Source organism: Serratia sp. DD3, assembly GCF_000496755.2.
Window position 1 is genome coordinate 259,426 of sequence record NZ_AYKS02000071.1, and the last position, 25,958, is coordinate 285,383.

General features: G+C 47.0%; 36 protein-coding genes and 1 pseudogene. 32 read left to right on the forward strand and 5 right to left on the reverse strand.

All coding sequences use genetic code 11. From position 1 onward, the window contains the following. The first annotated feature begins 243 nt into the window (after nucleotides 1–243). On the forward strand, nucleotides 244–1,020 hold the full coding sequence (locus IO95_RS13610) for a hypothetical protein (protein WP_023492751.1): 777 nt from the start codon (nucleotides 244–246) through the stop codon (nucleotides 1,018–1,020). 816 nt (nucleotides 1,021–1,836) lie between these two features. Here IO95_RS13610 and IO95_RS13620 read toward each other — a convergent pair. Beyond that, a complete protein-coding gene (locus IO95_RS13620) occupies nucleotides 1,837–2,418 on the reverse strand; it encodes a 3'-5' exonuclease (RefSeq protein WP_023492750.1) in 582 nt (193 codons plus the stop codon). 69 nt (nucleotides 2,419–2,487) lie between these two features. Between IO95_RS13620 and IO95_RS13625 the strand changes: the two genes are divergently transcribed. Next, complete coding sequence (locus IO95_RS13625; RefSeq protein WP_152554943.1) at nucleotides 2,488–3,171, forward strand: hypothetical protein; 684 nt, start codon at nucleotides 2,488–2,490, stop codon at nucleotides 3,169–3,171. A gap of 161 nt (nucleotides 3,172–3,332) precedes the next feature. Here IO95_RS13625 and IO95_RS13630 read toward each other — a convergent pair whose 3' ends face one another. After that, nucleotides 3,333–4,160 carry a YfdQ family protein gene (locus IO95_RS13630; protein WP_023492428.1) on the reverse strand — a complete coding sequence of 276 codons (828 nt, stop codon included), beginning with the start codon at nucleotides 4,158–4,160 and terminating at the stop codon, nucleotides 3,333–3,335. A 40-nt stretch (nucleotides 4,161–4,200) separates the two neighbouring features. Further along, complete coding sequence (locus IO95_RS13635) at nucleotides 4,201–4,572, reverse strand: hypothetical protein (protein ID WP_023492427.1); 372 nt, start codon at nucleotides 4,570–4,572, stop codon at nucleotides 4,201–4,203. Nucleotides 4,573–5,005: 433 nt separating this feature from the next. Between IO95_RS13635 and IO95_RS13640 the strand changes: the two genes are divergently transcribed. Together IO95_RS13640 and IO95_RS13645 are read left to right on the forward strand one after the other, a co-directional pair. Continuing rightward, entirely contained in the window at nucleotides 5,006–5,887 is an 882-nt protein-coding gene (locus IO95_RS13640) for a YecA family protein (protein WP_037385661.1), read from the forward strand. Nucleotides 5,888–6,749: 862 nt separating this feature from the next. Continuing rightward, a complete protein-coding gene (locus tag IO95_RS13645) occupies nucleotides 6,750–7,628 on the forward strand; it encodes a BRCT domain-containing protein (protein WP_037385663.1) in 879 nt (292 codons plus the stop codon). Here IO95_RS13645 and IO95_RS13650 read toward each other — a convergent pair. Next, on the reverse strand, nucleotides 7,620–8,306 hold the full coding sequence (locus IO95_RS13650) for a helix-turn-helix transcriptional regulator (RefSeq protein ID WP_023492294.1): 687 nt from the start codon (nucleotides 8,304–8,306) through the stop codon (nucleotides 7,620–7,622). The genes IO95_RS13645 and IO95_RS13650 overlap by 9 nt on opposite strands. 139 nt (nucleotides 8,307–8,445) lie before the next feature. On the opposite strand from IO95_RS13650, the gene IO95_RS13655 reads away from it, so the two are divergent. From IO95_RS13655 to IO95_RS13745, 22 genes and pseudogenes are all read left to right on the forward strand, one after another. After that, nucleotides 8,446–8,670: a YdaS family helix-turn-helix protein gene (locus tag IO95_RS13655; protein ID WP_023492295.1), complete on the forward strand. Its 225-nt coding sequence runs from the start codon at nucleotides 8,446–8,448 to the stop codon at nucleotides 8,668–8,670. Nucleotides 8,671–8,716: 46 nt separating this feature from the next. Beyond that, nucleotides 8,717–8,959 carry a hypothetical protein gene (locus tag IO95_RS13660; RefSeq protein ID WP_037385665.1) on the forward strand — a complete coding sequence of 81 codons (243 nt, stop codon included), beginning with the start codon at nucleotides 8,717–8,719 and terminating at the stop codon, nucleotides 8,957–8,959. Nucleotides 8,960–8,997: 38 nt separating this feature from the next. Continuing rightward, a pseudogene (locus tag IO95_RS13665) lies at nucleotides 8,998–9,568 on the forward strand (YmfL family putative regulatory protein). Between the two features lie 171 nt (nucleotides 9,569–9,739). Beyond that, nucleotides 9,740–9,919, forward strand: a complete 180-nt coding sequence (locus IO95_RS13670) for a DUF4222 domain-containing protein (protein WP_023492297.1) — start codon at nucleotides 9,740–9,742, stop codon at nucleotides 9,917–9,919. Next, nucleotides 9,916–10,761: a conserved phage C-terminal domain-containing protein gene (locus IO95_RS13675; RefSeq protein WP_023492298.1), complete on the forward strand. Its 846-nt coding sequence runs from the start codon at nucleotides 9,916–9,918 to the stop codon at nucleotides 10,759–10,761. The genes IO95_RS13670 and IO95_RS13675 overlap by 4 nt, the downstream gene beginning before the upstream one ends. Beyond that, a complete protein-coding gene (locus IO95_RS13680) occupies nucleotides 10,758–11,468 on the forward strand; it encodes a replication protein P (RefSeq protein WP_023492300.1) in 711 nt (236 codons plus the stop codon). Before IO95_RS13675 ends, IO95_RS13680 begins: the two co-directional genes overlap by 4 nt. Next, entirely contained in the window at nucleotides 11,465–11,650 is a 186-nt protein-coding gene (locus tag IO95_RS13685) for a hypothetical protein (protein ID WP_023492302.1), read from the forward strand. The genes IO95_RS13680 and IO95_RS13685 overlap by 4 nt, the downstream gene beginning before the upstream one ends. Continuing rightward, nucleotides 11,647–12,516 (forward strand): phage N-6-adenine-methyltransferase, encoded by an 870-nt coding sequence (locus IO95_RS13690; protein ID WP_023492304.1) that lies wholly within the window; start codon nucleotides 11,647–11,649, stop codon nucleotides 12,514–12,516. Before IO95_RS13685 ends, IO95_RS13690 begins: the two co-directional genes overlap by 4 nt. Further along, nucleotides 12,513–12,884: a RusA family crossover junction endodeoxyribonuclease gene (locus IO95_RS13695; protein WP_023492306.1), complete on the forward strand. Its 372-nt coding sequence runs from the start codon at nucleotides 12,513–12,515 to the stop codon at nucleotides 12,882–12,884. Before IO95_RS13690 ends, IO95_RS13695 begins: the two co-directional genes overlap by 4 nt. Continuing rightward, nucleotides 12,881–13,870, forward strand: coding sequence for a DUF968 domain-containing protein (locus IO95_RS13700; protein ID WP_023492308.1), 990 nt, complete (start codon nucleotides 12,881–12,883; stop codon nucleotides 13,868–13,870). The genes IO95_RS13695 and IO95_RS13700 overlap by 4 nt, the downstream gene beginning before the upstream one ends. A 14-nt stretch (nucleotides 13,871–13,884) precedes the next feature. Beyond that, on the forward strand, nucleotides 13,885–14,283 hold the full coding sequence (locus IO95_RS13705; RefSeq protein ID WP_037385780.1) for an antiterminator Q family protein: 399 nt from the start codon (nucleotides 13,885–13,887) through the stop codon (nucleotides 14,281–14,283). Between the two features lie 165 nt (nucleotides 14,284–14,448). After that, nucleotides 14,449–14,598 carry a YHYH domain-containing protein gene (locus IO95_RS25235; RefSeq protein WP_023492310.1) on the forward strand — a complete coding sequence of 50 codons (150 nt, stop codon included), beginning with the start codon at nucleotides 14,449–14,451 and terminating at the stop codon, nucleotides 14,596–14,598. Between the two features lie 183 nt (nucleotides 14,599–14,781). Beyond that, nucleotides 14,782–14,949 (forward strand): hypothetical protein, encoded by a 168-nt coding sequence (locus IO95_RS25635; protein WP_023492311.1) that lies wholly within the window; start codon nucleotides 14,782–14,784, stop codon nucleotides 14,947–14,949. A gap of 133 nt (nucleotides 14,950–15,082) precedes the next feature. Then, nucleotides 15,083–15,571 carry a hypothetical protein gene (locus IO95_RS13710; protein ID WP_037385670.1) on the forward strand — a complete coding sequence of 163 codons (489 nt, stop codon included), beginning with the start codon at nucleotides 15,083–15,085 and terminating at the stop codon, nucleotides 15,569–15,571. 379 nt (nucleotides 15,572–15,950) lie between these two features. Continuing rightward, nucleotides 15,951–16,994, forward strand: a complete 1,044-nt coding sequence (locus tag IO95_RS13715) for a site-specific DNA-methyltransferase (protein WP_023492270.1) — start codon at nucleotides 15,951–15,953, stop codon at nucleotides 16,992–16,994. 267 nt (nucleotides 16,995–17,261) lie between these two features. Next, nucleotides 17,262–17,690, forward strand: coding sequence for a hypothetical protein (locus tag IO95_RS13720; RefSeq protein WP_037385672.1), 429 nt, complete (start codon nucleotides 17,262–17,264; stop codon nucleotides 17,688–17,690). After that, complete coding sequence (locus IO95_RS13725; RefSeq protein WP_037385675.1) at nucleotides 17,690–18,988, forward strand: DUF6575 domain-containing protein; 1,299 nt, start codon at nucleotides 17,690–17,692, stop codon at nucleotides 18,986–18,988. Before IO95_RS13720 ends, IO95_RS13725 begins: the two co-directional genes overlap by 1 nt. A 155-nt stretch (nucleotides 18,989–19,143) precedes the next feature. Next, the gene (locus tag IO95_RS13730) at nucleotides 19,144–19,521 is read left to right on the forward strand and encodes a putative holin (RefSeq protein WP_023490543.1); all 378 of its coding nucleotides are present in this window, start codon (nucleotides 19,144–19,146) and stop codon (nucleotides 19,519–19,521) included. Further along, entirely contained in the window at nucleotides 19,508–19,801 is a 294-nt protein-coding gene (locus IO95_RS13735; protein ID WP_023490544.1) for a phage holin family protein, read from the forward strand. The genes IO95_RS13730 and IO95_RS13735 overlap by 14 nt, the downstream gene beginning before the upstream one ends. Then, the gene (locus IO95_RS13740) at nucleotides 19,794–20,201 is read left to right on the forward strand and encodes a M15 family metallopeptidase (protein WP_023490545.1); all 408 of its coding nucleotides are present in this window, start codon (nucleotides 19,794–19,796) and stop codon (nucleotides 20,199–20,201) included. Before IO95_RS13735 ends, IO95_RS13740 begins: the two co-directional genes overlap by 8 nt. Next, a complete protein-coding gene (locus IO95_RS23535) occupies nucleotides 20,198–20,521 on the forward strand; it encodes a DUF2570 family protein (protein ID WP_023490546.1) in 324 nt (107 codons plus the stop codon). The genes IO95_RS13740 and IO95_RS23535 overlap by 4 nt, the downstream gene beginning before the upstream one ends. Then, nucleotides 20,493–20,717 (forward strand): hypothetical protein, encoded by a 225-nt coding sequence (locus IO95_RS13745; RefSeq protein ID WP_051791233.1) that lies wholly within the window; start codon nucleotides 20,493–20,495, stop codon nucleotides 20,715–20,717. The genes IO95_RS23535 and IO95_RS13745 overlap by 29 nt, the downstream gene beginning before the upstream one ends. A 41-nt stretch (nucleotides 20,718–20,758) precedes the next feature. On the opposite strand, the gene IO95_RS13750 is transcribed toward IO95_RS13745, so the two are convergent. Further along, the gene (locus IO95_RS13750; RefSeq protein ID WP_023490547.1) at nucleotides 20,759–21,001 is read right to left on the reverse strand and encodes a hypothetical protein; all 243 of its coding nucleotides are present in this window, start codon (nucleotides 20,999–21,001) and stop codon (nucleotides 20,759–20,761) included. Between the two features lie 140 nt (nucleotides 21,002–21,141). Between IO95_RS13750 and IO95_RS13755 the strand changes: the two genes are divergently transcribed. The 6 genes from IO95_RS13755 to IO95_RS13780 all read left to right on the forward strand — a co-directional run bounded on the left by IO95_RS13755 (nucleotide 21,142) and on the right by IO95_RS13780 (nucleotide 25,952). Continuing rightward, nucleotides 21,142–21,492 carry an HNH endonuclease gene (locus IO95_RS13755; RefSeq protein ID WP_023490548.1) on the forward strand — a complete coding sequence of 117 codons (351 nt, stop codon included), beginning with the start codon at nucleotides 21,142–21,144 and terminating at the stop codon, nucleotides 21,490–21,492. A 143-nt stretch (nucleotides 21,493–21,635) separates the two neighbouring features. Continuing rightward, on the forward strand, nucleotides 21,636–22,133 hold the full coding sequence (locus IO95_RS13760) for a phage terminase small subunit P27 family (RefSeq protein WP_023490549.1): 498 nt from the start codon (nucleotides 21,636–21,638) through the stop codon (nucleotides 22,131–22,133). Further along, on the forward strand, nucleotides 22,133–23,881 hold the full coding sequence (locus IO95_RS13765) for a terminase large subunit (RefSeq protein WP_023490550.1): 1,749 nt from the start codon (nucleotides 22,133–22,135) through the stop codon (nucleotides 23,879–23,881). Before IO95_RS13760 ends, IO95_RS13765 begins: the two co-directional genes overlap by 1 nt. Before the next feature lie 13 nt (nucleotides 23,882–23,894). Continuing rightward, nucleotides 23,895–24,083, forward strand: coding sequence for a hypothetical protein (locus IO95_RS13770; RefSeq protein WP_023490551.1), 189 nt, complete (start codon nucleotides 23,895–23,897; stop codon nucleotides 24,081–24,083). After that, nucleotides 24,083–25,312 (forward strand): phage portal protein, encoded by a 1,230-nt coding sequence (locus tag IO95_RS13775; RefSeq protein ID WP_023490552.1) that lies wholly within the window; start codon nucleotides 24,083–24,085, stop codon nucleotides 25,310–25,312. Before IO95_RS13770 ends, IO95_RS13775 begins: the two co-directional genes overlap by 1 nt. Beyond that, nucleotides 25,299–25,952 carry an HK97 family phage prohead protease gene (locus IO95_RS13780; RefSeq protein WP_023490553.1) on the forward strand — a complete coding sequence of 218 codons (654 nt, stop codon included), beginning with the start codon at nucleotides 25,299–25,301 and terminating at the stop codon, nucleotides 25,950–25,952. The genes IO95_RS13775 and IO95_RS13780 overlap by 14 nt, the downstream gene beginning before the upstream one ends. The last annotated feature ends 6 nt before the right edge of the window (nucleotides 25,953–25,958 follow it).

Genomic DNA, 25,958 nt, shown 5'->3' on the forward strand with positions numbered 1-25,958 from the left:
TCTCACTTACTCCGCATGATAGTTGGAGACTAGGTTACGAGCTGGTAAGCTCGAACAGCCTAATGGGCAGATTATGAAGTGCTATTAATCCGGTATGCTCTAAAATATTCAATAATCGGATTGTTATTAAAGTACTAAGCGCATATTTCAATCTCCAATCGCAATACTCTGCTGCTATGATGAGGTACGTCCGAATCACAGAGTATCTTTTCACTATATTTTATTGATTTTTAAGGAATATAAATGCAGGGAAAAATGGTTATAAAAAATTTTGGCGTATCCGGGTTAGCACTGGCGTTACTGTTAACGTTGTCGCAGTCGTCACATGCAGCAACTTCCACCCTCGCAGCAGGTCAACGTTTTAAAACGCTTGCTGATGTGATGGACAACATCATGCGTACCAAAGACAGCGCATGGCTTAGGGCGAATTTGGGTGAACCTGATAAAAAAGACACGCAATACCCTGGCTATGTGGTGTGGCGCTGGAATACGGCGCATCGAAGCGAAAATACTAAGCGGGAAATCCCCTGCGTTCAAAATTTTGCGCTGGATACAAAAGGACAACTTGTGGGCTGGTCTTCTGATTGTGCTGTAAATACGCCAGATAAAATGTATGGCGAAATAGCTGCGACAGCACCTATTCCGAAACCGGTTGTACCTGCAGGCATTGCCGCAGCCACCCGGGCTAATGCAGACAAAGAGATCTCTCGATCAGCAACATTTGCTGACTATCTGGCTACCAAAGTCGGTAAAACAGAAGAGCAGATACATATTTGGTACAAAGACGTCAGCAGTATTGATAAATTGAGCAACGGCAAAGTAGTTAAAACCTACTACATTGAGTGGTCAACGGGCGATGTAGTGATAAGTTTCGATTACGACTGCAAATTCAGTTTGTCTTTCCTTAATGGTAAAGTTGTGGGTTATGATGCCGGTAACTGTAAGGATGCTTGGCCAGAAATAGTGGCAGGTACATTTGTCCACTATAGAACACCAGAAGCTCCCTGGAGTACCTTATAAGTTGTATTAGCTCAGACGAGATCTGATAGTTACCGATTATTTATACAGGTATCTGTCAGACTACATCTGGCTTAAATTTTTCTCAGCCAAGTTACGATTGCATATCGAAAAACCTCCCCACAGCGTTGACGGACTTTACTTGCTAACGCTGGCGCTCCTCGCTTTTCTATACACTGCAGTAAAAATAGTAACTTAAGTGGCTTGATCTTATTGATAGGTCGAGAACCTTATATGGGAACACAGTGTTTTTGACAGCTCTGTTAACGTAACTGCATGATTTTTGGTCAACCCGAAAATTTTGGCGTGTACCATTCAGTTACAATAGTTTCGAATGTATTCTCAGCAGATAATTTTTTGGCAAGTTGATCTGCTTTTAGTTAGGTAGATAGCATTTTGCCTTAACGGTGGGATCTTTGCTGATTATACGAGGTTTGTATTGAGTTTGGGGGAGTTCAGTAGAGGTGTAATGGTGTCCCCTGCAAACATCGAATTTAGCATGCAGGGGATTGAAAGGCGGTGTGTTTTTTTAGTGTGAAAAAATAAATGCCCGCAAAAGTGCCCACACTAATTAGGCTCCGTTTGAGGAAGGGTAATATAGGATTTTTTCCAGGCTTGGTATTCACTAAACGTCCAGCGGGATGATCTGCCAAACTTTGCTGGTGGGGCCAGCTTGCCTTGTTCTATCTGCTTATAAAAAAAGCGGCTGGTGAAGCCACTATCGCTTGTCATGAATTTCATGTCAACCAGGGAATCTGCTCTTAGTTCTCTCACGTTAATACCTCCACACAATAGACCCGCTGCAACGGGCCATATAAATTACGATAGTTCTTGATCTTGCTGGTGGGCGCTCATCAGTCGCTGATAGATTGCAGAAACGTATTGCGCCTGGTGAATAGCATCATTCAGCGCGTTATGGCGTTCCCCGCTAAATGGCATGTCTCGCTTAGGATCAAAGTCTATTTGGCGTCCCAGCATAACCATTGTTCTCACGTCGCGGTCGTTCCACCAATTCCAGAATGGATCTATTCCAACGCGCTCATAGGCAGCACGCAGGATGACGTTATCGAAAGATGCACCATTTCCCCACACGTCAAGGCGACCAGTGTCAGAGCAGTGCGAACAAGCGAAACCAAATAAGCCGGAGAGGGCTGCTGTTATATTGTTTGCGGCAATGCTGGTAATTTCCGCTCTGGCTTCGCTGCCTTGCTTTAACCACCACTTGATAGTGTCAGCGTTCGGAACAGCACCAAGAGCCATTTCACTTTCTAGATCAACGGCTGTATAAAACTGATCACCCAGCGTGCCATTGGCTATATCAAAGAAAACGGCCCCGATCGCAACAATCGGCGCGTTGGGATTATTACCCATTGTTTCAAGGTCAAGCATTATGTTATTCACGGAAACTCCTATTGAGATTTAGCTATAAACATCTATAATAAAGCATTAAAAAAACTGGTATTTTCAATTATGATTGACAAAAAAATATCTATTGTATCAATTATTATATCGATGCTGTATGCATGTAGCTTTATCTTTAACTATGGTATTTCTGATTATTATGGATATCCAATGGAGGTAATATCACTTGATTTAATTCAGATATTAAGTTCAATTTTTTGGTTTGGATTTATACTTGTATCATGTTCTTCTGTTGTTTATTCCAGGTTTGATTGTGAGAGGGATGGTTTTTTAAAAAAATACTTTAATTATGTTTTATTTTCAATAATTATCACTTCATCATGGTTTTTTGGAACAAGCAACTATTTAATTCAGCATGGTTTTAAAGAGAATTTTAGTTATATTGTGCTCATGGGTATTGTGCTAGTTTATCTTGTTAACTCCACTGGTATTTTTTTAGATAATGGATTTTCATTTATAAACAAAAAGCAACTTATATATACTGTGCTGGCTATCCTGGCAGCTTTTTATCTTTCAGGATGGCTTTCTGCGAATATAAAATCAACCCTTTACAGGGGTGATGGGAATAAGGTTTTGTTAGCATCCTATGGTGATAATTATGTATGGGGTAAATGCATTAAAGAATCTGCAAGCTATTTTGTCACAAAACAAGATGAAAACATTAAATTAAAGAAAATTAAGGGTAGGGATGTAGATGAGCTGAAAATATGTTTCAGGCGTGCAAATAAGTAATGCCTCAATATAAATACTAATTATTGTTGGTATAGCATAATTAAATTTCTTGCTACTAAACGTTTTAATTCACATAGTTATTCCCCTGCTCGTTTTTCAGGCAATACTTCACCAAGTGCCACAGTAATGTGGCACCTGAGGCTGTACTGATTAATTAGAAGTTAGGCTTTGAAACTACCGATGAAGGTTTCAACTGATTCATCAGAGAACTTGCTGATCAGTAGATCGCGAAACTCGATAGCGATGTCTTCTTCTTGCGCTTCCAATTGGACAATGCGGAGAACAAAGCTCGGTTCATCGCTTTTCAGCAGGCTGTTGCGGAGGCTGAAACGTCGCTCATTAAGCCCCTCATACGGTACGCACTTAAACTCAAATGCTACTGGCATGACCTCCTTACTTGTTGCTTCAACGCTCTGCATCAGTGAACGCTTGCCACTGAAATCCCCATCTTCATGATCCGATTCCTGCATCTGCTTGATACTGACGCGACGTACTGCGCTGGCAGCTTGGGCCATCGTCATTGTCTCACCACTCGCATCAAACGCCGTAAGGAAGTCGCTCCAATCTTCCAGCCATTCTGCGATTTGCTTCTGGTTGAGACGCTTGCCATTAATTTCCAACAACGCACGGAATGGGGCGGTTTTCTTGAGATTGATATCTGCGACATTATCAGCGTGACCAGGAGCGGTTAGGGTCCCGATATTAAACACAGATCGCGCACTCATTTTTTCAGCATCGATAAAGCAGCGTGCCGGGTCGCCAGCATTGGCGTAGCCGATAGAATAACGGGCAAAATCATCGATGCTGGTTGTTTCCATGCGCCCCCGGAAACGGAAGCGGTTTTTCTGGAAACATTCCAGACTTTCGATATTGACGTCCTTTGGTAAAACAGAAACAGGGCAATCAGTAAGCTTTACGTTATCCAGATATGCTGCGGCAAGAGCCATACCCGTTACTTGACTGATCGCGGATCCGTCTAATTGCGACATAGGAATTGACCTTATTTATTGGATTGAGGAACGCACGTTATTACTGTGCGACTGTTAATTTCCCGTCAGGCTGGCCGGCGATGGTAAATAACTGCCCTTGGTCTTCCTGCAGGATTGTGAGTTTTCCGCCTTTACCAACCCACATAGGTGTCTCGGTGGTATCTTCTTCTGAGACTTTCCCGCGAGGGGTAGGGGTGACGAATTTCAGTTGATGCTTAATGTTGACGCGCTTTTCTTCAACTGAATTACTGAGGCGGTCAAGGTCGAACGTAAGAACTACCTTACCTTTCCCGCCATTATTGAGAACACCCAGCGCCGTAGCGTTTAAGGCGGCTGAGATTTTGTTTTGAAATACACCGGCATCCAATTCACCCAGGAAGTCGGGCACATTTGTCTTACGATTATCACTCATCGAATAGCCCTCTATAGTTGACAGTTTCTCCACACATCGGGTGGCGCACCGTGCTTGGTGTTGGCGGGTAGAGGGTGTTGGCACAGTACGCCACCGGATGTGTAAAATGAGCGGCCAGCCTATGAACATTGTCGTCACCTCTATTAAGTAGAAGTTCGGCATGGCCGCTAAACCAACCAACTGAAAGAGCACTTGATTTTGTTGACGCAAAGCCACTCATGGATTGGGGAATGAGCCCGTCATGAGCTAGTGCTCTTTCGGTTTGGTGCCTGGGTACTTCTCCATCTCAGACTTGAATCCGCCAATGGGCCTCATAATTATTAGTCAACGTATTGAAAATAATCTTCTTTTTTGGTGGGTGATTTTTAGTGGATATTTGAAATCAGAACACGTTACTATGTAGTAACTTTCATATTATTACTTAAGGATACGCATGAATCGGACCCCGCCAATAGATGTATTACGCAAATTAAGAAGTGAAGTTGGCTTTGGCTGCCCCATTGATAATTGTGCAAACCCATACTTGGAATGGCATCACTTTGATCCTCCTTGGCATACTGAAAATCACCATAATCCAGAAGGGATGATTGCTCTTTGTACGCACCACCATAAAGTTGCTGATGGTGGTGCATTCACGAATGATCAGCTAACTGCTTTCAAAAATAACAAGGTACAAGCTGAGAAAGTAAAAGGACAGTTTGATTGGTTAAGAAATGATCTATTGGCTGTGGTTGGTGGAATTTTCTACTACAATATTTTAAAAGTATTACAGATAGATGGGCACGATGTAGTTTGGTTCAAGCGTGATGAAGAAGGCTATCTTAGATTAAATGTAAAAATGCTCAGTATTCTTCCCAGAGAGAGGGCTTTGATCGAAGATAATATATGGAAAAACATTGGATCCCCTAAAGACGTTAGATCCCCACCACAAGGAAAAGAACTTCAAATCGATTACGAGAATGGTGACCACCTTTTAGTTAAGTTTTTGGTAGTTGAAACAGCAACGTTAGGGTATAAAAAATATAATAACGAAGCTTTTTTTGATGATAGAATAAAGTATCCAATTACTGTTGTAGAGGTAAACTACGTAGTCGGGGGGACGGGCATTGAATTTAAATCATCAGGTACCACGATTAATCAGATTAGATTAGGAGATGGTTTTATTTTTGATGGCCCCACCGGAATGAGTATAAAATTAAATCTTGTATGTCGTCAAAACCCATCATTGCTGCCCTATTCACCAAAATCCCGTGTTAGTCCTTGCCCCTGTGGTAGCGGATTAATATTTAAACAATGTCACGGCTTACTCGTATGAAAGCTAACATCACGCAGCTGTTAAAAGTGCCCTTGCCAAATAACTTCATAAAATCGCTACACTAAAGCAATAGTTCTATGCAATTATCTTTAGTTCTAATTTTTTCATTACTGATTAGTGGTTTTATACCTACCGCCCTGTATCAGCAGCGGCAGGGTAAACCCACTTTGCATTTTATGGCTGCTGATGCGTTAAACGGGTCGCCACTCCGAACTACCCAGTGCGCAATGAGCCTCCTTTCCCCTGGTACGTCGCTTCGGGAACTGGCCATCTGTTGGTGGCCGCTATACCGTTAATCTGTTACATAATCCCGCCCTCCTGTTATCTCCTGTTCTTGTGCTGCGTTCATCTTGCAACTCTCTAATTAGGCCGGTTACCCGGCGATAAAGACTTGGTACACGGCAACCCAGAAAACCAAGGAGGTTGCTACGCTGATCAGAATCCATTTACCTCTGTAACTCATAGAACCTCCTGGCGCAGTTAAAAACACTAAAGAGGTAAGCGGTAGGTGCTGCCCTGGTGTTGGCTAACGCTGTGCACCTACCGCACCCCAAAACATTCACCACATCATCGTGGCGCTTCAACTTGCATGACTTATCAGCCTAACGTCGCGTAATCATCTGCAATGGCGCGGTGGTCAGCCTGTCATGCGGTTTGGATTGTTAAAGAGCGTCAGCGGCTTGGCTGTTTTCGAACCACCCAGGATTATTGTGTGGTTGATGTTGTTCGGTTCTCCTGCCCGCTTATAAACTAACAACTTTAAGGTGTAATCTAGTTGTCGTTAAAACACTTGTCAACAACTTTATGTAGTTTGATTGTGATTATGCTGAGTGCGAGGATGGTTAAAAATAAAGGGGGCTACATGGAAGATAAGTTGTACGCTTTTAACTACACGAAAAATCGAGACAAACTATTTGCCAACTTGGTGAGCATCATTGATGGAGTGTTGGCGGATGGAGTTGTTAGGGATGATGAGGTTTTATACCTGGATACATGGTTACTTGAGGCGAAGCATATTATTAATAACGGGGTGATAAAAAGCCTGAGTGCAAGAGTGTCCGATATCCTTACTGACCGCATCATCACGGATGATGAGAGAGAGGAGCTAAAGGGTAGTCTTTATAAAATTCAAAAGGATATATTAGATATTCCAGATGTTGATTTTTATTCCGTAGAGTCAGACCTGCATTTGTTGAATGGGTTATGCAAGGGATTAATAGCAGACAGGCAACTTTCTGATGATGAGATTCATTACCTAGATTGGTGGCTAACGCAAAACGGAATTCTAAAAAATAATTACCCTGGTAAAGAGCTGTATTCGCTTATAAAAAGCATTCTTAGCGATGGCGTCATAACTAAAGATGAAAGTTCCAAGCTCCACACGACCCTTATTGATTTTACGGGTTGTGATTTAGATAGCGGGGTGGTTGATGGCCTTGCCACTAGATTACCAATCAATGCTGACGCGACCGTGAACTTAACAAACAAAACATTTTGCCTTACAGGGGTCTTTATGGCCGGAAAGAGGGCATCAATCGAGATGGTAATAGAAAAAGCAGGTGGAAAGCTTAGTTCTGGGGTAACAAAAAATATCAATTACCTTGTGATTGGCACCCTTTCTTCGCGTGACTGGCGCTTCTCAAGTCACGGAAGAAAAATTGAGAAAGCTGTTAGCTATCGCGATAGGGGAGAAGACATCAAGATCATTTCTGAAGAAATGCTTTTTAGTGTACTACCATGAGCGAGAGGACCAAAAAACGCGACCAATGACATGAATTCTAGCTCTGCGCTCTTGGAAGGTGAGCACCTCCTCTGGGTACTCATCTTTATTAAAACTGCGTAAAATCAACCCGCCATCAGGCTTGTTTATCAGAATCTTAACCCTTAGAAGAACCCCATCCCGCACCGCATATAGGTCACCGTCATTAATTGACTGTTTTTCACTTACATCGACAGCCACCTTATCGCCGTTTGTCAGGACGGGGTACAGACTATTGCCTGATATTTTTACCATTCTGACATTTGCGGCACTAACGCCTGCTTTTCTAAGTTCATCTCTTCTAAGAGGAAACGTAGATTCCTCCGATTCGATTACTTCAGCCTCACATCCATTACCAGCTGATAGCTCAATATCAAGAATAGGAATTTCAGCAAAGATCTGTGGATCTGGTTTTGTATCCTCCCATTCCTTTACAACCAACTCTTGGTAGCTTCCATTCTCATCAGCGCCAAACTGCAGCCAATTAGCACTCACGCCTAAAGCAAGGGCAAGTTGCTTTAGTTTTCTGGGCTGCACGGTAACACCGCTCTCTATTTTTCCAATAGATTGCTGGGTCAATCCCACCTTTTCAGCCAATTGTAATTGGCTAAGACCGCACTTTTCACGGGCTACCTTTAAGCGTTCTGCGAGCGAATTCACAACTTTTCTCCTATTTGCTGAGAGATTACAACTTTATGTTTTAGCTTTCCAACACCCAAAAGTTGTGGTAAAAGTTGTTAATGTTGTATGATTATCGAGAAAAACAACTTTGATTCACATCTGGGGCAGGAGAAGCAAAATGACACCCGAACAAACCGCTCTGCAGGAGGCGATAAGAATTGCTGGTGGGCAATCCGAATTAGCCAGGAAGTTATCTTCTGATGATTCAGGTCCGGTTAAGCAGCAGCAAGTGTGGAACTGGTTACATCGTGAGAAAAAACCACCGGTCAAGCACGCTGTATTAATTGAGAAATTAACGGGCATTTCTAAAGAAAAACTACGGCCTGACATCTTTAGTAATTAAAGCGATTTTTTAGATCCGATAACACCACAGCAGATAGGGGGTAACTGTGGGCGAGAAAAAAATAATCAGTATGAGGTTGCTTGATGAGATGGAGCGTTTTGCGCCGGGAACGGTACGAGTGGATAAAAACACTGGAGCGGTAACCCTTATCGGGTGGCGATTAGAGCAGCTTGATTGCACAGAAAGCGATAAGCAGGAATCCAGCAAGGATCAGCGCCTTGCACCAGTAATCAAGGGAAGCCTTTACCAGCGGGTTATCCATTTCCTCTCCAGTTTTATCGGGCGGTAATGCTGAATATTACCCATAAATTCTAAGGAGTTCATCAAGTGAATCAGAATTGGCAAGCGGAGAAACAACCAGCCTGGCTGGTGGACGCAATCAAGAAGACGATCGCCAGTCTGCCTGGTGGGTATGCCGAGGCCGTTACCTGGTTGAGTGGTGACACAAAGGAAACCAGCGTAACAACTAATTCGCTGTTTAATCGCGTGCGTCCTGCTGGCGATCAGACGTTCCCGCTGGGCTGGGCAATCGTTTTGCAAAGCGCTAGTGGTAACTATCACATTGCCCGCGCGGTTGCCAAAGCGTCCGGAGGCATATTCACGCCCCTAGCAGATATTGATCAGGTGGATAACGCCGACATAAACCAGCGACTTATTGAGGCTTTTGAGCAGATCGGCCACTACTCGCAAGAGATTAAAAAATCAATTGAGGATGGCGTTATTGACCCTAACGAGCAAGAGGCGATTACCGATGAGTTGCACCTGACAATTGCAAAATTGCAGGAGCATTTAACCTTGGTTCTCCGTGTTTTTTGCCCGCCAGAAAAGGTGACGCCCAAGGATTGCAGCCTCGGGCGTCGGTGCAATTAATTCACTATGTGGAGAAATAACCGCATGAACAGTTTAGCAGCAACAAACCGATTACCGCAACTGCGCTGCCTGGCATTACCGGGCGGCGCTCATCCAGTCAGATTCCATTACCAACGCCGCATAGCTTCCCACTGGGTGCCATGCAACTACGGCAGAGCAGCGGCCATTCTTGAGGTCATTAAACGTAGGCGGCGGACTGATGGCAAAGCTAATTGAAGAACTCGACAGATACTACCGCGACCGGAACGGCATTGTTGTGCACGTTATTGGCTACGACCGCCTAGGCCAGCGGGTTATTTACAAGCGCACGGGTTACGAGTGGGAGTGCGCGTCACCCCTAATCATATTCCGGGCACGTTTCAAAAGGATAGATGCATGAGCACAAAATTAACTGCATACGTCTGGGACGGCTGCGCGGCGGCGGGCATGAAGTTATCAATGGTGGCAATCATGGCCCGTCTGGCTGATTTCAGCAGCGATGAGGGCTTATGCTGGCCATCCACCAAGACTATCGCCCGCCAGATTGGCGCAAGCGAAAGCACGGTAAGCGCGGCATTGGCAAAGCTTGTAGAAGAAGGCTGGATAACACGGAAACAACGCCGCCAAGGCAATCGCAATACGTCCAGCATGACTCAACTAAACGTTGAGAAGTTACGGGCCGCTGCTAATGCTCACCATCCAGAATCTGACACCTCAAAAACTGAGGTATCAAATTCTGATGTATCAAATTCTGACGCCTCAAAATCTGACCCGTCAAAATCCAGCAAAAAAAGGACTTTTGACCCTCCAGAATCTGGATACGATCCGTCAGTAAAATCAAAACAAGATCCATCAGGTAAAAGATCTTGTCAGCTTCCTGCGGAAACTGACGACCCCGCACAGCAAGTTCTTGATCATTTCAACCAAGTAACCAACTCAAGCTATCGCGATGGCAAAACCACGATGGGTTACATACGCGGGAGACTTGGCGAGGACTACAGCGCCGAAGACCTGATCTTGGTTGTGGATTACCTAACAGCCAAGTGGCTTGAAGATCCCAAGATGGGTGATTACCTGCGCCCCAGAACGCTGTTTGGCCCTGAAAACTGCGCTGAATATTTCGAGAAGGCCAAGAAATGGCGTGCCAGCGGTCGCCCAGCTTGCGTGAATGGCAAGTGGGTTCAACCTGCCCAGCAATCACCGCACTGGAACAGCCCGGAAGCATGGGAGGGAGTGCTATGAACAACCAAGTTTTTGCAGCAATCCAAAACCGTGATGCGGGGGCATTGGCTCAGTACCTGCCAAAAGACAATCAGCGCGTAGTTAACCCATTGGCTGAGAAGCTGGTTGATCAGTTGTTCCTCAATCTCGCGCAGATTTTTTCTACCGGACGCCGGACCCCAGAAGAAACGGGAGCCATGAAGCAGCAGTGGATCATGGCATTTGCCGAGAACGGCATCACAACCAAGGCCCAGATAGCGGCAGGCATGCGCATAGCCCGCCAACAATACACCGATTTCTGGCCCAGTTGCGGCAAGTTTATTGGCTGGTGCAAAGAGGCGTATTCAACAGCAGCAGGGTTACCAAGTCTTGATGATGCTCTGGCTGAGTTCGAGCGGTACTGCGCTAACCGTGATCGTTATGAATCCGCCGAGGCGTTCCCGTGGTCCTCACCTGTTTTGTACTGGATTGTGCTGGATGTACGCCGTGCCATGTATCGCTACAACCACACCGAAGCCGAAACCAAAAAAGCCCTGCAAGCACAGCTCACCCGCTGGACAAAAAAGATTGCAGCTGGCGAAACGGTACCAACTCCTGCAGCTCAGATTGAGAACAAAACACGGGCACCATCTACCGCAGAGCTGATGGATAAAGACGGTGAATATCAACGGAAGGGCGCAGAGTTGTTAGCGATGATCCGCGCCAAGCAGAAAGGGGCCACATTATGAAGCGTTTTTACCGTTGGTGGAAATTGCGCAAACTGCGTTGCTTGTGGGCAGATGATATGCAATTTCGCAGCGTTGCCCGCCGCCGTGGTTGGCTCTGGGTACTTGACCAATTTGATATTGAAAGCCGCTATCACCTGATAAGGCAGTATGCCAAAGCTGAAAAGATGAGGGGTAACCTGTGAACGCCTATTGCGAAAAACTAAACGACCTACGCTCACAGCCCACTCATGAACTGAAAGAGATTGGCGACGAGTGGCGCACCCCTGAACCACTGTTTTGGGGTATCAATGCGATGTTCGGCCCCTTGGTGCTGGACTTGTTTACAGATGGCAAAAACAGCAAATGCCCTGCGTTCTATACCGCTGAAGACAACGCGCTTACCCATGACTGGTCAGAAAAGCTGGAAGAGTTGCACGGCGCTGCATTCGGTAACCCACCATATTCCCGAGCTCAAGAAAATGGTGGTCAGTACATCACAGGAATGCGCCACATCATGGCCCACACAATAAACATGCGTGAGCGGGGTGGTCGGTATGTATTTCTGATAAAAGCCGCAACGTCTGAAGCATGGTGGCCAGAGCAAGCCGATCACATTGCTTTCATCCGTGGGCGAGTTGGATTCGACGTTCCAGAGTGGTTTGTTCCAGCCAATGAGAAACAGATACCAACCGGGGCATTTTTCGCCGGGGCTATCGCCATCTTCGATAAAGATTGGCGCGGTCCAGCCATGAGCTATGTCAAGCGTGAACAGTTAGAGGCCCAGGGTAATGCGTTTCTGGCTCAAATCCGCAGCGAAGCTGAACGCCTGGTACCACAAAAGCAACCGCAAGTTACCGCAGAAATCCCAGCATATGAAGAGAACAGAGTGTGGCCACTTGAAGTGGGCCTGATGTTTGAGCAGGTACCACAAGCCGTTGAACTACCACCGGCACAGCAAAATAAATTGAAATCGCATATCAACAGGATGTGGTTAGAGCGCATGCCAAGCCACGAAATTTTAGCAGCAGTGGCAAGCATGGCTGAGTCAATGGGGAGTGTGGCCGCATGATGTTAACCCTGCCATTTCCACCAAGCGTAAACGGTTACTGGCGGGCACCAAACAAGGGGGCGTCTAAAGGGCGTCACCTTGTTAGTGATCGTGGTCGTAAATTCCAGGCCGAAGCTATTGCTCGAGTGCTTGAGCAACTACGCCGCCGCCCCAAGCCAATCACTGGTTCTGTTCACGTATCTGTCGTGTTCTGCCCACCAAACAAAGCACGCCGGGATCTGGATAACTATTTCAAGGCTCTATTTGATGCAATGACCCAGGCGGGGATCTGGTTGGATGACAGTCAGATAAAAAAGATTGTTGCGGAGTGGGGGCCAGTAAAGGCTGGTGGATCGGTAGAGCTGCTGATCAGTGAGGTGTTGCCGTGAGAGGACTACTAACACCGATCATTGTACGCGAGCTAGGGCAAGTGATTTTAAGGCCCGGCGCTGAGCTATTGCCGATGTTCGGTAGCCGCGTCTTGGTATCGACCGAACCGAGAGAGTTTAACGAACTGCCATCGGGGCCATTGCCTGCTGCCGATCAACTGATAGCCAACGATCCACGCTTCCAGCTCTTCTATCAGCATGAAAAGGTATTGCGTGCTGCTGGTGGTACTGCAGCGCTTACTGGCTGGGTTGAACGAATGACATCATGCCAGTGGGATGGCGATTATCATGATCGCAATATGACGACCCTAAGCTATGGAACCAGTGCAATCCGGTTGTGTTGGCATCATGATCACACTTTGCGTGAACAGAGCACGCCAAAGCTGGACGCAATAGCGAGGGCCAACCGGGCCGCTTTCATCGTTGATCATGTACGCAGTCATTTTTTGCTACCGGAAGGCCACCAGCTAACGCTTCCTGAATTGTGCTGGTGGGCTGTACTCCATGACCTTTTTGATCTGCTACCAGAAACAGTGGCCGCAGCCTCACTGCGCGTTAAGCCACACACGGTACCAACCGGTACAACGAAAGAGGCAGACATTACACACACGCCAGCAGCGCGTGAAATTGTCCAGCAGAAAGCAACCAAGGCGGCGAAGGTACTAAAAATAGACCCAGAGCCGCCGCAAGCATTCATGAAGATCCCCAAACGGCACCGGTGGGAAAACGCAAAGTATTTGCAGTGGGTGAAATCGCGCCCGTGTGTTTGTTGTGGGGTAAGCGCTGACGATCCCCACCACATTATTGGGCACGGACAGGGCGGAATGGCTACCAAAGCCCACGACCTGTTAACAATCCCATTGTGCCGGCGCCACCATGACGAGCTACACCTCGACATGGTGGCGTGGGAACAGGAATACGGAAGCCAAGTTGATCTGTGGTATGCGTTTTTTGATTTGTCTGTTGCGCTTGGCGCAATTGCTTAATGCGGGGTGAGGCTATGAGAGATATTCAGGCGGTTCTTGAGCGTTGGGGGGGTTGGGCTGCTGGTGACCATAGCGGTGTTGACTATTCACCGATTGCCGCAGGTTTTAAGGGGTTACTCCCGCAATCATCAAAATCAAGACTTTCATGCTGTGATGATGACGGTTTGATCATCGAGGGGTGCATGGCAAGGCTGAAAACGCTTAGGCCAGACGAACATGAGCTGATAGTTCAGCATTACGTTTTTAATATCCCTAAGCGGGCCATTGCTCGTAAGCACAAGCGAGATGAAAAGCTGATACGCATAATGCTCCAGATGGGTGAAAACTTCATTGAAGGATGTTTGGCGATGATCGATATAGAACTGGAAATGGATCCGGAAGTAGAGCTTCGTCACATTTGTGGAAAAAAGTAGTTATTAGCAAGAAAAATATTTTTATTACAACGATGTTCATTGGAAGGATCATTATTTGCTAACTATATTTTCTCAGCAACTTTAAACGGGCCGTATTTTCATCATCCCGATGACTGATGGTATGGCACCAAACAAATGATTATAAATTATGTTAAGGAAGATGGAATGAAAAAGGTATTTATGATGTTGCTGGTTGGTCTATCTATGTTTATGAGTATTTCGACGCAGGTTTTTGCCCACTCTGGTGGTACAAATTCTGATGGTTGTCATGAAAACCGTAAAACTGGTGATTATCACTGTCACAACAATAAGTAACTCTTAGAGTAATTTTCCATCGAACATAAGGATTACTTAGGTTTGAGCAGGAATGTTATTCCGGTTTATAAAGAGGACGAATAAAACAAAAGCGGCCTTTCCGGGCCGCCAATGTCACAATACTAAAAAATCAAAGCCAGCCTATCACACCGCCTAATGATACGCAGTTGGTCATGGACAAGGATGATGACTGATGGGGGTAATAACCGATCTTCTTACGGCGATGGCAACGAAAAGGTTGACCATTCCAAGGTTAAGGTTCCTGATAACCATAAGCTGGTGCCGATGACCCCGACACAGGGAATGATAGATGCAGGGGGGCGACAGGCATTAGACGACATTTTGGAGTAACATGTTTTTCGTCTCACAAATCTATCGCGCCATGCTAGTAGCAGCACCTCCCCCTACCAAGTAATCGCGTTATAATCCTCCAAATCAATAAATAGTGATAGTCCGAGCAAGGTGATCACTTAATGGAGGTAAAATGTATATTAACATCGAACACATACCAGAACTTCTAGGTATTAACGGCGATATTGGCGAGAAGGTTCTCCAAGCATTGTTTGAGTTTACTCTTGTATTTTCTCTTGCAGAGCAAAGGCTTATGGATGGTTATGCAAAAGGCGCAAACAGTGAGAAATATGCATCAATTTTAGTTGATGATAATGACATCAATGCAGAACAACAGTTTGAATATTTCAAAGAAAGATATATAAGTGCCGGTGATGCAACGAATAGGCTTGAAAGCCTGTGCCCACATGCAAGAGAAAAGACAGAAATCTATAACGCACTTAACAAGCAAGAGCCATCACGAGTTGAAATGGCGAATGCTGTAATGAAAATTGCCATTCGTCTGAGGCATAACCTGTTCCACGGTAGGAAGTGGGAATATATGCTGCGAGAGCAAGAGGACAATCTCAATATGGTAACTAAATTACTATCTCAGTATTTACGTCTTACCCGCGAACAATAGACACACGGCTAAGCGAGGTTCTGGTTTTCAAACTGTTCAGGTTGACCGCTGAGGTTATGTTGGCATCGCTGGTGGCAGCATCCGGTGCTTTAATTTACTATCAAATCGTTGTGCGGTCCGCAAAAACTATTGTAATGTGATAAGAGTAGTTACTCAGTCGGTAGCTTATCCAGTCAAAAAGCCTCACTCCGGTGGGGTTTTGTCGTTTCTGGACCCAATAAAAAGCCCCAGCAGTTGCCAGGGCGTAATGTTGTGAAATGGGCGACGGTTAAAGTGCAGCAACACTCAAACCGCCATCTGCTCATGCGTTCGATCACAAGCAAACCAAGGCCCATGCTGTACAGCAGTGAAAGCCTATCAAATCTGGTGCTTTTGATCTATGAAAAATACTGTAAATTTAAACAGTGTTAACCTCGTTAATGCTGACTCTCTCGGATACATCAAAACCCTTCCTGATAACTGCGTTGACCTGATAGCTACGGATCCCCCGTACTACCGGGTTAAGTCGTGCGCCTGGGATAACCAATGGAGCAGCCAAGCAGAGTATCTAGCGTGGTTAGATGAATTCTTTGCCGAGTTCTGGCGAGTGTTGAAGCCGAACGGCAGCATGTACCTGTTTTGTGGTCATGCCTTGTCGGCAGATATCGAACTGACGATGCGCCAGCGTTTTGACGTTCTGAATCACATCATCTGGGCAAAACCATCAGGGCGCTGGCAGGGGTGCAGAAAAGAGAGTTTGCGGAGTTACTTCCCAGCTACGGAGCGGATCATTTTTGCCGGGCATTATGCCGGACCGTATCAGCCAAAAGACACCGGACATGCTTCAAAGTGCACAGAGCTAAAGCAAAACGTTTTTAAGCCGCTGATCGACTATTTCAAATCGGCTAGGCAAGCGCTGAATGTGTCGGCAAAAGAGATCAATGAGGTCACCGGGCGGCAGATGGCCAGTCACTGGTTTAGCGACAGCCAATGGCAGCTACCAACGGAAGAACAGTATTCGGCATTACAGGCACTGTTCCAACGTAAAGCGATTGAAGCGCATCAGGCTGCAGGGCTAGATAAGCCACACCATGAACTTGCCAAAGATTATGCACTGCTGGCTAGGGAATATCAGCAGTTGAGCAAAGAGTATGAAGTGTTGCGGCGACCATTCGCCGTTTCAGTAGATGTGCCGTACACCGATGTGTGGACATTCCCACCGGTACAGTATTACCCCGGTAAACATCCGTGCGAAAAGCCAGCGGCAATGATGGAGCACATTATCAGCGCCAGCAGCCGTCCCGGTGATGTGGTGGCCGATTTCTTCATGGGATCGGGCGCAACAATAAAGGCTGCGATAAAACTTGGCCGCGTTGGTCTGGGTGTGGAGCTGGAAAGGGAGCGATTCGATCAAACTGTTCGGGAGATCTATCCGAATGGGTAAATCAGCCTCGGCATAATCCGGGCTTTTCAGCTTTCAGCGGGGAGGGGTAGATATAAATTGCTGAGCTAAAAGTGTGTTGTGTGGTTGATTAGCATACATATAGTGTGTTTTTTGATTAAAACAACCAGATATAGTTTTGTAAGTTTATTTTTGTTCACTGGTTGGATATATAGTATTTTCCATTTAGAAGCTTTGTTATATTCGTAAAAAATTAATGGATTATACCCGTAAGGGGCAGATATCTTACGAATCGGCAAGGTAAAGAAAATGGCCAACTCAGCGACAAAACCAAAAGAAGAACTGCTGTTTCCAGATTATCCTGCGATCTTTAGTCAGATTGCTATACCCCCTAATGATGCTATTGATGCTCAAGGGGATTTTTTTCGTTTAGTCTGTTGTGTTCCTCCCGCTCAGGATTGTTTTCTTTCAACGCACGAGGAGCAACCCGAACGGTATTTGACTTGTCAAGATGATGAATCTCGTGCAAATGTCTGTGGGACGAGTTTTTTTTCAGACAGGAAAGCGGTTGAGAGAAAACGCCAAGTGTTCAAGAATGTATTAGGTGCTAGGAAAGTCGCCTATGGTACACTTCATCCGCATATGGGGAGGCTCAAAAAAACAGGTGGAAAAGCTCACTACACGGCATGGTTAAAGGTAGGCTGTGAAGTGCATAAGTTTTTCAGGGAGGCAGAGTAATGGACAATATATTTATAGAAAGCCCCTTCCTTGGAAAACTACGGATGGTTAATATATATGAAGAGTATGATGGACCTAGGTTATTTTCTGCTGAGAATGAAATAGGAACTTCCTTCTTGGTTTATTGGGTTGGTACGTCATCAAGTTCTGATGAATGGTTTGTTATTCCTTGCTCAAGAATGAGAATCGTTGCTTTTGAGAAAGGGAAAGTTGATTTGTTAGGTATGCTAACTAAGCTTGAACAACACTCATTTTATAAAGTAATCACTCATTTCGATAAAAATAAAGATATAATTATCACACCATTGCCTCTAGAGGAAATGTCCAGTATAGATCTACCTGATTCTGGCATATTTGTTGATGCAGATGAAATTATTTCTGCTTCACTAATTAACCTAAATAATGACTTGATTCCAACTCATGAAATAAAAGTGTCGAGAAGCAATAAAGCGGCGAAAAAAAATGTATTGTTGGACCATGTGACCAGGGTCTGTGAAAAGTTCAGTGAATTAGTTTCATCATTTAATTCAACCAACGAAATAAAGGGTGACATACAGCCATTGACGGCTAGATATGGTTCTTTTGTTTTATCTTTGCATGCAACAGAAATGGAAAAGTTTGAGAGGTTCATATCTGAAGTTAGTGGTTTAATGCTGCATAAGAAAGACATTAAACCATACTTAATAAGAAATGATATAGATGTTAAAGCATTTAGCTCATTGCTAGAAGCAATAGTATCTACAAGTGTTAACTTTGAGCTTAAAAGTAAATTTAATGAAGACGAACTAATTGTTATATATAAAGCGGATGCGATTCGTTATCTCAGGGATATATCTTCGTTATCCTTGCAATATGTATCAACATATCAGGTTCCTCAGGCTGATGACTTAGGTAAAGTATTCAGAATAGTCGATATGACTTGGAACGGTGATGAAATAACAAAGGACAGGTTGGGCGTTGATCCCCGACACGTTGAATACTATAGACAAGCAGCTAAAATCCTTGGTTTTCTGGAGTCTAACGGGGCGTTATCTGCATTAGGGCAGCAAGTTGCATCAGTTGATCCAGGCGGTGAACTTAGATATCGGATGGCAGCGAGAAGCTTTGAAATGAGTGCTTGTGGTTGGGCTTGGATAAACTGGAGCGGCGCAAAAAACTTAACTGAGGTTGATTCAACAAAAGCTGAGCAGTTTCTGAAGCAAAGTTGTCCATCACTTAGCAGTAGTACAGCTCATCGCCGAGCTAGAACACTCGCTAGATGGTGTCGTGAATTACAGAAATACTATGTTTCTTGGTAGTAGGGCGTATTGGAGCTCAGCCTCGCGGGCTTTTAATGCGATATTATTTTTCTAACCCCAGTATTCACTGGGGTTTTTCGTTATAGGCTCACTTCGGTGGGCCTTTTTCATTTCTAACGCCCGGCGTTCGCTGGACGGCGAACAAAGGAGCAAAAATGGCAGAGCCTGTTACCACAACAACAACCGTGGCAGGCGGAGCAGTAACAGGGGTAGCGATCATGACGTTCTTTGTCGGGTTACCGGCTGACGTTGTGTTGGGCGCTTTTGCAGGCGCAATCCTGTTTGTTGTTTCCGCCTCGGAGTACGGCATCCGTTCCCGCGTGATTCTGGCGATCGGCAGCTTTACAGCCGGGCTGACGATGTATAAGCCTGCTGCGGCATGGATTGTTGATTTCCTGCCAGCCGGTTATGACCGGGGTGCAGATGCCGCTGGCGCATTACTGGCCGCCGGTTGTGTCATTCGCCTGCTGATGATGATCAACAGCGGCGGCGGGTTTCTGAAAAAGAAAGGGGGCAGCGATGGTAACTCATGATCCCGAAACGTTAATCAATGCTGTCATTTGCGCAGTGATCGCCATTCGCCTTCTGACGTTCCGCCGCGATGGTGGGGCGCATGTTCAATGGGCGGCCTGGTTGGCCTACTGCTTAATTCTGGCCACTGGCTCTGTGGCAATCCGTATCGCCATGGGTGCATACGAAGGCACCACCGATCCGGCAGAGCTTTTCATCAATGCGGTGCTCTGCGTGATGGTTCTGCGCACCAAAGGCAACGTAGTGCAGTTGTTCAAAGTAAGGAGAGATAGCGATGCCTAATTTCAGACTTGGCCAGCGCAGTGAAAGTAATCTCGTTGGCGTAAACCCTGAGCTCGTCAAAGTGGTTCGTCGTGCTATTGAAATTACCCCTGTTGATTTTACTGTGATCGAGGGTGTCCGCACTAAAGCCAGGCAACAAGAGCTATGGGATCAGGGCAGGACAAAGCCGGGTAAAATCGTTACGTGGACGATGAGATCAAAGCACATTGAAGGGAAGGCCGTTGATCTTCTGCCAGTTACAGGCTGGGATAACCTGGAGTCTTTCAAGAGTGTTTCCAAAGCAATGTTTCAAGCCGCTAACGAGTTGGGTGTGAAAATCGTATGGGGTGCGGACTGGAACGGAAACAGTGTGCAAGAAAAGGGCGAAAATGATAGCCCCCACTTCGAGCTATCAGCATGAGCAAATATATCCTGATGGGGGCGCTGCTGGTAGCCATTTTCCTTGGTTGGTATGCGTCTTCGCTATCAGACGATTTGGATGATGCCCAGAAGGAAAACAAATCGCTGGTGGATGCAGTGAAAGACCGTGACGGGGCAATCACCGGCCTGAAAAACGCCGCCAATGACGACCGCCGCGCCACAGAGGAGCAGCTCAAAATTGAACAGCAGAAGAGGGCAAAGGCCGATGCTGAAAACAAAACGTTGCGCCATGCGCTGGCGTCCAGTGATTGCGATCGTCAGCGCCTGCCTGATGACGTCATTAACATCCTGCGCAAATAAAACCACACCGGCACCGAAACTTATTTACCTGTACCCGCCAGCGGCACTGCTCCAGCAATGTGAGCAAACGCCATTCACGGGTGAAACGTTCGGTGATGCGGTGATGGCGTTGCAGGTGGCGCAGAGCGAACTGGATGTGTGCGCCTCTCGTATTGAGGGGCTAATTAAGTGGTTGTCAACGACCGAGGGTAAATAAATGCAAAAAAGCCTACAAAATCGTAGGCTTTGGAAATCGCATTACGCTGTTTCACCATTAAAAATTTTTGTAGCTTTAATGGCTTTCCGAGCAACTGCCTTGGGGAGTGCTTTACTGCTCAAGACAGGAAACCGAGCTAGGACAAAGCGGACATCATCGGCATTAATCAGGATGTCGTTATCCTGAAAGGTGCCAGCAATCGCATTTGCTCCCATACCTCCCGCATCCATTTCAACAATGCGATTGATATTTCCGTGTAACGCGAGGTACTCCTTAACTTTCATGATAATTACCTCGTTTGTTTTTGGATGTTGCACCATCTAATTGAGGTGCAACAGAAATAACATGGTGGCGAGCTTCCAAATTTCAAGTCCTTTAATGAAGGGCTATGAAATAGACTTTTCGAGCTAAAGAAGGTGCACTCATGCCACCCAGAATACCCAGAGCATGTCGTAAGCACGGCTGTCGCCATACCACCACCGACCGTTCAGGCTACTGCACCGAACACCAGAACACCGGTTGGGAGATGCATCAGCAGGGTAAGAGCAGGCACCAGCGTGGCTACGGTAACGATTGGACTATCCGCCGCGCTCGCATCCTGAAGCGTGATAACTATCTATGCCAAGAGTGTCTACGCAATGGCATGGCAACACCAGCCACAACCGTCGATCACATCGTACCCAAGGCGCGTGGGGGTACCGATGATGATTCAAACCTCGAAAGCCTGTGCTGGCCGTGCCATAGGGCGAAGACGGGCCGCGACCATCTCAAATGAGAATCAATATCATCACGGGGAGGGGGGCAAATCCCTGCCGCCCTGGGCCCAAAGTACCGCCGCTTTGCCTTTTCTCACACACCCGCAGGTTAGAAACTTTTTTTTGGGGTACCCCACGTAATGATTAATAGGAGTTTTCGATTATGCCAGGGCCACCGAAAACCCCGACCCATCTGACTTTAGTGAGGGGTAACCCATCAAAACGAGCAATTAACAAAAACGAGCCAAAACCCCCTTCAGGGGTACCCCCAACTCCCAAGCATTTTGATAAGCAGGGGAAGTATTGGTTTAAGCGGATGGCGGAGGAACTTGACGCGCTTGGGGTCATGTCTCAACTCGACGCGCGAGCCCTGGAATTACTGGTCGAAGCCTATACCGAATATCGGCATCACTGTGACACGCTTGAACGCGAGGGTTACACCTATGCCGTGTACAGCGAAAGCGATAGCGATGAAGATAAAGACCGTGAAATCCGCATGATCAAACCCCACCCAGCAGCAATTATGAAAGCCGATGCTTGGAAACGCATCCGTGCAATGCTTGCCGAGTTTGGTATGACTCCCTCCAGCCGTTCAAAAGTTAATGCCACTGGTCCCGACAAAGTTGACCCGATGGCTGAATTCCTGAAAGCGAGAGATTAATGGCTAAAGTTGCCGATGGTATTCGCTACGCCGAGCGAGTCATGGCTGGGGAGATTGTTGCTTGTGATCTGGTCAAGCTGGCGTGCAAGCGTTTTTTTAACGATCTGAAACGTGGGCCTGAGCGCGGGATAACGTTTAGTGAAGCCAGGGCTCAGCACATACTAAATTTCTATAAATTTGTTCCGCACGTTAAAGGTGCGCTAGCTGGTCAACCGATTGAGTTGATGGACTGGCACATTTTTATCCTGATCAATATCTTCGGCTTTATCATCCCGCTGGTGGATGAGAACACCGGAGAAGTGGTGCTGCGAAATGATGGCAGTGGCCGCCCGGTGATGGTTCGCCGGTACCGCACCGCTTACAACGAAGTAGCGCGAAAAAACGCTAAATCAACATTGTCTTCCGGTGTTGGGCTATACATGACCGGGGCGGATAGTGAAGGCGGTGCCGAGGTGTATTCGGCGGCCACTACTCGCGACCAGGCGCGGATTGTGTTTGAAGATGCAAAGAGCATGGTTAAGCAGGCCAAGCCAACATTGGGCAGGCTGTTCGAGTTCAACAAGCTGGCGATCTATCAAGAGCAAACTTCGTCACGCTTTGGGCCACTGTCCAGTGATGCCAATAACCTCGACGGCCTGAACATTCACTGCGCTATCGTTGATGAGCTCCATGCCCACAAAACCCGCGATGTGTGGGATGTGCTAGAAACGGCGACCGGTGCGCGCCTTCAGTCTCTGTTGTTTGGCATCACAACAGCGGGCTTCAACAAAGAGGGCATCTGCTACGAGCTGCGCGACTATGCAATCAAGGTTCTGCAGGGGGCGGAAACCGGCCAGTTTGAGGACGATACCTTTTTCGCCATCATCTTCACCCTGGACAAAGAGGACGATCCCTTCGATGAAACGGTGTGGCAGAAGGCTAATCCGGGCCTGGGTATTTGTAAGCGCTGGGATGATTTGCGCCGCCTGGCGAAGAAGGCCCGCGAGCAGGTTTCAGCCCGGCATAATTTCTTCACCAAACACATGAACCTGTGGGTTACCGCAGAGTCGGCGTGGATGGATATGTTGAAGTGGGGCAAGTGTGAATACATTGCGCCGCAACATGAACTGAAGACCTATCCGTGTTGGGCGGGTGTTGACCTGTCCAACAAGATTGATATTTGCGCCGCCATCAAGATTTGGCAAGCCAATAATGGGCATGTGCATGCCGACTTTAAATTCTGGTTACCGGAAGGGCGACTAGAGCGCTGCTCCCGCCAGCAGGCTGAGCTTTACCGCAAGTGGGCAGAGCAAGACAAACTAATCCTGACTGATGGGGATGTTATCGATCACGCCCAGATCAAGGAGGAATTGCAGCAGTGGGTGTCCGGTGAAAGTCTGCGTGAAATCGGGTTTGACCCCTGGAGTGCCACCCAGTTTAGTCTGGCGCTGGCGGAAGAAGGATTGCCGCTGGTGGAGGTACCGCAAACGGTGCGTAACTTCTCCGAGGCCATGAAGGAGGTTGAGGCGCTGGTTTACGGCGGGCGATTCCATCATAGCAATCACCCGGTAATGAACTGGATGATGAGTAACGTTACCGTGAAGCCGGATAAAAACGACAACATTTTCCCGAACAAATCCACACCCGAAGCCAAGATTGACGGCCCGACAGCCTTGTTCACAGGGATGAGCCGCTTGCTTGTCAACGGTGGCGGCGCAGTTGAAAGTCTATCTGAGCACATTCAAACCCATGGTTTGCGCACTCTTTAATGAAGGTCACCCAATGAGAGTTTTATATCTAATTACAGCCCTATCCGTGCTGGTGGGCGTGGCTGGTGTACTGCTATTGACCTATGGTGTTTGGCTGATTTATCAACCTGCCGGGTTTGTTGTTGCCGGGCTGCTCTGCCTGCTCTGGTCATGGCTGGTATCAAAAATGTTTAATCCAGCAAAGCCGGATAAGGGGGACTGATGTTCTTTCCTGGCATGTTTCGAAAGTCGGCCGACAAGCCGATGACGTCAAAAGAACTGGCTGAAATCATTGGCCTTTCTTATGAGACTTACGTTGGCAGGCGGATCAGTCCTCAGCTCTCGATGCAGTTAACTTCTGTTTTCAGTTGCGTTCGGGTGCTGGCTGAGTCTGTGGGTATGTTGCCGTGTGGGTTATACGAGCAGCTCGAGCGAGGGAATAAGCGGGCAGTTAAAGAGCGGTTGAATAAGCTGTTGTCAGTCAAACCCAACGACTATATGACCCCTCAGGAGTTTTGGGAACTGCTAGTTGCCTGCCTTTGTCTGCGCGGCAACTTTTATGCCTATAAGGTCATGGCGCTGGGGGAGGTGGTCGAACTGCTGCCTCTCGACCCAGGCAGCGTTGTACCGAAGCTGAACAGCCAATGGGAGCCAGAATACCAGGTGACATTCCCAGATGGCACCACAGCCTCTCTATCTCAACAGGAAATCTGGCATGTCCGCATTTTTACGCTGGATGGATTGGTGGGGTTAAGTCCTATTGCCTATGCCCGGCAGGCGATCGGCCTTGGATTGGCTACCGAGGAGCATGGTGCCCGCTTGTTTGGGAACGGGGCTGTTACCAGCGGTGTTTTACAAACCGATCAAGTGCTAACCGATGAGGCTTTCAATCGGCTGAAAAATGATTTTGAAGGTAACCATCAGGGGCTATCAAATGCACATAAGCCGATGATCCTTGAGATGGGTTTGAAGTGGCAACAGATCAGCTTGAGTTCAGAGGATGCGCAATTTCTGGAAACCCGCAAATTTCAGCTTGAAGAGATTTGCCGCATTTTCCGCGTTCCGCTCCACATGGTGCAGAACACCGACAGGGCCACCTTCAACAATATCGAGAACCTGGGGATCGGCTTCATCAACTACTCCCTGGTGCCTTACCTCACCCGCATCGAGCAGCGGATCAATGTCGGGCTGGTCAAACCCTCCGCGCAAGGCCGCTTTTACGCCAAGTTCAACGCTGGCGCACTGCTGCGCGGTGACATGAAGTCACGGTTCGAAGCCTATGCCACCGGGATCAATTGGGGGATTTATTCCCCTAATGAGTGCCGGGAACTGGAAGAGCTTAACCCGCGCAGCGGTGGTGATATTTATCTCACTCCAATGAACATGACGACCAAGCCGACAGAGAGCAGCAAGAACAAACCAATAGAGGAAAACACTGATGGCAATGACTAAGCAGCGGCTGGACGTCCCATTAAAACTAAAGTCGGTCAGTGACACCGGTGAGTTTGAGGGTTATGGCTCAGTCTTTGGCGTGAAGGACAGTTACGGCGACATCGTTATTCCGGGAGCATTTGTTAAATCGCTGGATAACTGGAAGGCCAAGGGAAGCCAGCCCGCTATGCTCTGGCAGCATAAATCGGATGAACCGATCGGTGTCTACACCGAGATGCGTGAGGACGATGTCGGCCTGTTCGTTAAGGGGCGATTACTCATCGATGATGATCCCCTGGCAAAGCGTGCCCACGCCCACATGAAGGCCGGTTCAATAACCGGCCTTTCTATTGGTTACATGCTGAATGATTGGGAGTACGACAGGGCGAAAGATGCCTTCATTTTGAAGGAGATCGACCTGTGGGAGGTTAGCCCGGTCACCTTCCCGTCAAATGATGAAGCGCGGGTGAGTGACGTTAAATCGGCATTTTCCCGTGGCGAAACCCCGTCACCAAAAAGTATTGAGCGAGTCCTGCGCGACGCTGGGCTATCCCGCTCTCAAGCCAAGGCTTTCATGGCTGAAGGCTACGGCGCCCTATCTCAGCGTGATGCTGACGATACAGGTACCGCACTTAACATACTGAAATCTATTAATTTCTAAATTCGG